Origin of the sequence: Flavobacterium sp., from assembly GCF_003525665.1 — a bacterium.
GTDB lineage: Bacteria > Bacteroidota > Bacteroidia > Flavobacteriales > Flavobacteriaceae > Flavobacterium.
In genome coordinates this window covers 1-5,480 of the sequence record NZ_DQDX01000057.1, presented here as the reverse complement: position 1 = coordinate 5,480, position 5,480 = coordinate 1, and the positions used below count along the sequence as shown (strand labels likewise).

At 30.1% G+C, this 5,480-nt stretch carries 6 protein-coding genes; 3 read left to right on the top strand and 3 right to left on the bottom strand.

Annotated elements, in window-relative coordinates; genetic code table 11:
* Positions 1 to 63: 63 nt before the first annotated feature.
* The gene (locus DIU01_RS04055) at positions 64 to 1,524 is read right to left on the bottom strand and encodes a DUF5687 family protein (protein WP_290831965.1); all 1,461 of its coding nucleotides are present in this window, start codon (positions 1,522 to 1,524) and stop codon (positions 64 to 66) included.
* Between the two features lie 121 nt (positions 1,525 to 1,645).
* Between DIU01_RS04055 and DIU01_RS04050 the strand changes: the two genes are divergently transcribed.
* From DIU01_RS04050 to DIU01_RS04040, 3 genes are all read left to right on the top strand, one after another.
* A complete protein-coding gene (locus tag DIU01_RS04050) occupies positions 1,646 to 2,701 on the top strand; it encodes a ferredoxin--NADP reductase (protein WP_290831964.1) in 1,056 nt (351 codons plus the stop codon).
* Positions 2,702 to 2,773: 72 nt separating this feature from the next.
* On the top strand, positions 2,774 to 3,082 hold the full coding sequence (locus tag DIU01_RS04045) for a hypothetical protein (RefSeq protein WP_290831963.1): 309 nt from the start codon (positions 2,774 to 2,776) through the stop codon (positions 3,080 to 3,082).
* A gap of 47 nt (positions 3,083 to 3,129) precedes the next feature.
* Positions 3,130 to 3,615, top strand: a complete 486-nt coding sequence (locus tag DIU01_RS04040; protein ID WP_290831962.1) for a hypothetical protein — start codon at positions 3,130 to 3,132, stop codon at positions 3,613 to 3,615.
* A gap of 44 nt (positions 3,616 to 3,659) precedes the next feature.
* On the opposite strand, the gene DIU01_RS04035 is transcribed toward DIU01_RS04040, so the two are convergent.
* On the bottom strand, positions 3,660 to 4,661 hold the full coding sequence (locus DIU01_RS04035; protein WP_290831966.1) for a glycosyltransferase family 9 protein: 1,002 nt from the start codon (positions 4,659 to 4,661) through the stop codon (positions 3,660 to 3,662).
* A 132-nt stretch (positions 4,662 to 4,793) separates the two neighbouring features.
* Positions 4,794 to 5,399 (bottom strand): DUF4254 domain-containing protein, encoded by a 606-nt coding sequence (locus DIU01_RS04030; protein ID WP_290831961.1) that lies wholly within the window; start codon positions 5,397 to 5,399, stop codon positions 4,794 to 4,796.
* Between the last annotated feature and the right edge of the window lie 81 nt (positions 5,400 to 5,480).

Here is a 5,480-nt window from a genome sequence, read left to right as displayed (position 1 = left end):
GTTTAAAAGTTTATGGTTTAAAAGTTTATAAGTTTGCCTTTAGCTGAAACTAAAAACTCTTTATTAATTTTTTTGTTTGTATGCTGCGATAGTTGCGTATTTTTCTTTTTTGTAGATTTTTTCAATCTGACTGAAAACGTAATTTCTAAAAGCAAACCCTAAAATTCCTGCTGCAGCAACAAATACCAATCCAATGTTTGGTGAGAAAATGTAATATCCTAAAGCATAAAATGCTACAGGTAAAAGCAATTTTGGAATTGTTAATAATAATGTTTTAGAATTAAATGCTTGTTTATCGCCAAAAGCTCCTTTCCCGGTAGTTAAATCGATTGGAGTTTTTACAAATGCACCGCCAAGCATTACCAAGTGCGAGTTTACTCCGATGTTGAAAATCGCTCCACAAACTACTAATAAATACGTATGAACTCCAAAAAACAAATAAAACGATGCTAGAATTGTTGAAATTAAAGTTCCAATAACCATCAACCACCATTTAGAGCTGATGTATTCTCTATATTGAATATTTTGACTCATCATCAATTGATAATAAGCACTATCCCAACTTGGCACAAATTGTCCGAAGGTGAAAAGAAATCCGCCTGAAACGAAAATACCGGCAAAAATCCCCATTACTGCTGGTTGTGTTGGATTGTTGAAAAAGATAAAACCATAAAAAATGAATAAGAAACTCATTATCAACGTAGTTTTAGAGCGTTTGTTTCTTAATAATAATCGAATGTCGTTTTTTAAGAATGTTCCTAAAGTTCCAAATTGGTCCAAGAAAGTAAAATTTTGTGTTTTTGCGATATCACTTTTCGTTGCCAAACCTTCGTCTAAATTCAAATTACTTTTAAAATAATTGAAAGCAAAATAATAAGTTGCAGCTACCAAAATCATCGGAATTAAAAACACAAAAAAGGTTTCATACATTCCTTGAAAAAACGGTTGCGTGTAAGTTGTAATATCAAATAATTTATAATAATGCGCTAAACCAAAACCTCCAACTACTGCCAAAACTGAGTAGAAAACACTGTTTTTATTATTGATTAAAATATTTATAAAATTGTTCAAATAAAATAATGACATCATTCCTAAATGCCACAAAATTACATTTAATGCATTATAACCATTTAACAATAAGACAATTGAAAACGGAATGAAGAAAAGTGCATGTGACCAATTGAAGAATGATAAAGCTGTTTTCCCGAGTGTGAAATGAACAATCGTGTTTCTTTTAATAGGTAATGTTAGTAACGGTTTGATGTTCAAGACTGGCATTTTTTGAAGAAAATACCTAGTTAACAAATCGGCAAATAAATAATAAATCATAAATTTATTTACAGTTGCCAGTGGTTCATATCCTTCTTCTTTTAAAATAAAAAAAGCGCCAACTCCGGCAGCAATAAAAATCACCATGAAATAAACTGCAAAAAATCCCATAAAGATTTTCATGGCAATATTACTTCCTAAAGAAGCCGAACGGAGAAATGATTTCCATTCGAGCATAATAAAATGTTTGAACATAGTTGATAGTTGATTGGTTTGTTAATTAGTTTATAAATGTAGAAAATTGTTACAAATATTTCAAACTTTCGATGTGAAGTAAACACTTGCGATTTATTATCTTTGTAAAAAAATTATCACAATGTCAGCTTTTTATAAATTACAAGTCAAAGAAGTAAAACGTGAAACGCCAAGCGCAGTTTCTGTAGTTTTTAATGTTCCTTCTGAATTACAATCTGCTTATCAATTTACTGCAGGTCAATATATTAACTTAAAATTGACGCTTGACGGACAAGAAATTCGTCGTGCTTATTCTATTTGTTCTTCGCCAGAAAGTGGTGAATTACGCATTGCAATTAAGTCGGTTAAAAACGGACATTTCTCGAAGTTTGCGAATGAAAATTTGAAAGTTGGAGATATTTTAGAAGTTGGAACTCCTGAAGGTAAGTTTACATTTGAACCACAAGTTGGAAGACAAAGAAACTACGCAGCATTTGTTGCGGGAAGCGGAATAACGCCGGTTATGTCGATTCTAAAATCGGTTTTGCATAACGAAAAAGACAGCACTTTTGTGTTAGTTTACGGAAATAAAAATAACGACGAAACCATATTTCATCAAGAATTACACGATTTGCAATTGCAATATGTAGGACGCTTTTTTGTGCATTATGCTTATACTCAAATAAAAGTTGAAAACGAACTTTTTGGTAGAATTGATAAAGCCAATGTTAATTTTGTCTTGAACAACAAACACAAAGAAAAAGAGTTTTCTAAATTCTATTTATGTGGTCCAGAAGAAATGATTAATTTGGTTTCTGATGTTTTAAAAGAACATAATGTTGCTGAGAAAAATATCAAATTTGAATTATTTTCAACATCAACTTCTGCAGAAAAAATAATTGCAACTTCAGAAAATGGTCATACCAAAATCACAGTTTTAGTTGATGGCGATGAGGCAACATTTGAAATGAGTCAGAAGCAAACTTTATTGGAAGCTGCTTTAAAACAAGGCATCGATGCACCATATTCTTGCCAAGGCGGAATTTGCAGCAGTTGCTTAGCGAGAATTTCAAAAGGAACAGCCGAAATGAAAAAGAACTCCATTTTAACTGATAAAGAAGTTGAAAGCGGATTGATTTTAACGTGTCAAGCGCATCCAACGAGTAGTGAGATATTTGTTGATTTTGATGATGTTTAGTTTTTAAAATTCCAAATTAGAAATTCCAAATTCCAATTTATTGCGTGGCAAACTGAATTTAGATTAAAAATTATGCGAAATAAATTTGAACTATTTAAAAAAGCTCAAGATCTTTTGGACGAACCAGAAGTTCAAGAGCTTTTGGAGTATTGTGAAAAATTGGAAGATGAGTTGGTGGATTTCAAATTTGAGAAAGATAAAAACAAAGAATTAATTATGCTCGACATGATTAAAGAAGTTTTAAAAGGTTGCAACGCGATCGAAAAAGAGCAAATGGAACACGAACGTTTCGGCTACGAAGCACCAAATTATCAGGCAACAATTTCAAATTTAAAGAGTTATATTTTGGAGATTTGTCGTGATAATAAGATTTATTTGTGATTGAAAAAGACACAAATTTCACGAATTAACACAAATTTTAAATCCATTTGAAAAAGATTATTTTGATATTTATTTGCATCTTATTTTCCTCTTGTGGGATTAATCATGCTATTAAAAAAACTGAAAAAAGGCAACATAAATTATCAACTGAACTACTAAACTCTTTTGGGAATGTGATAATTCTTGATTATGGAAAAGCAACTATTTCAAATCTAATTTACAATGATAATGAGGGAAATTGGAATCTTGTGAAAATAAAAAATGGGAAGAAAAATTTAATCAGAATAAAAAAAGAAAATCACTTCATTGGAGATAGCATTGTTGTTGAAGCAGAAAATGAATTAAAAGAAATTAATACTAAAACAAAATTTGTTTTAGATGGAACTTCAATAAATTTTAAATACAAAATATTTAATGAAATTAGTGAAATTAGATTTAATGGTGAAATAGAAGATTTTAAAAATATAAACTTCGAATTAAACTATTTAAAAATAATTAACGAAATTATTACTGAAGAAAAATTAAGCCTTTAAGAAATTAAGGAAAGTTAAGGTAAATCTTAATGAAACTTAATTTCTTAATGGTTAAAAGTTAAATCTATCTTCTCAACAACACTTTCCACAGAAATACTTCTCATCACCTCTTCATAACCTTCTACAGTTTTATTTCCATAAACCGAAGTTGGAAGTAATGGATATTGTTTTCTATCGGAAACCAAGCAATTTTCTAAAGGTTGATTGAACGGTGAAAATCCAGCAAAAGGATGCGTTGCACCCCAAAGTGTAATAACTTTAATTCCTAACATTGCTGCGATGTGCGCGTTTCCAGAATCCATTGAAAGCATTACATCTAGATTGGAAATTAATTGTAATTCTTGCTTTAAATTTATTTTTCCGGCTACAACAATTACATTTTGCTTGCCATTTGAAAACTGATTTAAGATTTCAATTTCCTTTTTTCCGCCACCAAAAAGAAAGATTTTGTGGTTGGTATTTAATGCTAATTCATCGATTACTTTTTGCATTAAATCTTGTGGATACACTTTACTTTCATATTGAGCAAACGGTGCAATTCCTATCCAATTGAAGTTTGCTTTTTCACCCGAAATTTTCAAAATATCATTCGATAAAATAGCTTTTTCAGGGAAATTTGGATGCGATAAATCTATAGAAAAACCAAGTTTGTTGAAGGTTTCAACATGGCGTTCAAACATCGATTTTAATTGTTTGAACTCTTTATTTTCAAGACTTGTTAATGCAGCTTTTTCTTTTCTGCCTTTGTCTGTAAACGCAACTTGTTTTCCGTTTAGTGCAAATAATTTTCTGATAAATTTAGAACGCAAAACATTGTGTAAATCGGCAATGGCGTCAATATTTAGCTTTTTTAAATCGGGATACAATTTCAATAATCCCCAAAAACCTTTGTGACGTTTTTTTACATCAACTTCAAAGAAACTCACATTTTTAATTCCGTCAAAAAATGGTTTATAAAACGGAATTGAAACAACCGTAATTTTAACATCTGCATTTTGCTCAACAAAAGCTTTAACAACAGGAACTGTCATGGCAACATCACCCATTGCTGACAATCGTATTACGGCGATATGTTTAATTTTTTTTGGCAAATGATTGTTTTTAAACTAGTAAGGTATTAAGTTTAATTAAGTTTTGCCTTAATTTTCTTAATACCTTAATGGCTTGATATGCATTACTTATTTTTTATTCTGATACAAAACAGGATTCAATTCGTCGTCATTGTACATTTTCATTTGTTTGTACACTTTCATAAATTTATCGCCATTTTCAATATCAGTCAATAAATCGTCGATGGCAGTTGATAAATCGGTTCTTTGTTCCAGAAGTACGTTTAACTTTTCTTGACATTTATCTCTGTGTTCTTGCGAAGCTTCTGCACGAGTTGCTTCTTCATTCATGTGATAAATTTTTAATGCCAAAATAGACAATCTATCCAAGGTCCAAGCTGGAGATTCTGAATTGATTTTTGCAGAAGATTTTACATCAACATGAGCATATTTTTGAAGAAAATAACTGTCAATATATTCAACCATATCGGTACGTTCTTGATTAGAAGCATCAATTTTTCTTTTCAAAGTTAATGCTGCAACAGGATCAATATTTGGATCACGAATAATATCTTCATAATGCCATTGAACGGTGTCAATCCAATTTTTAAAATACAATAAGTGCTCAATTTTGTCCTTTGGAAACGGATTATTAATAGGCTGGTTTACATTATCGTAAACATGATAATCCTTGATACATTGTTCAAATATAGAATAGGCAAATTTTGAAAACATACTATTATTATTTTTTTACAAATATAGTTTTTATACTTTTGAAAATAGTTTAAAGGTTTAAAAAAGTTTAAAGGTTTAAAT

Coding starts and splice junctions, on each gene's coding strand:
- DIU01_RS04055 (WP_290831965.1), bottom strand. CDS start 1,524: ATGTTCAAACATTTTATTATGCTCGAATGGAAATCATTTCTCCGTTCG.
- DIU01_RS04050 (WP_290831964.1), top strand. CDS start 1,646: ATGTCAGCTTTTTATAAATTACAAGTCAAAGAAGTAAAACGTGAAACG.
- DIU01_RS04045 (WP_290831963.1), top strand. CDS start 2,774: ATGCGAAATAAATTTGAACTATTTAAAAAAGCTCAAGATCTTTTGGAC.
- DIU01_RS04035 (WP_290831966.1), bottom strand. CDS start 4,661: ATGGGTGATGTTGCCATGACAGTTCCTGTTGTTAAAGCTTTTGTTGAG.
- DIU01_RS04030 (WP_290831961.1), bottom strand. CDS start 5,399: ATGTTTTCAAAATTTGCCTATTCTATATTTGAACAATGTATCAAGGAT.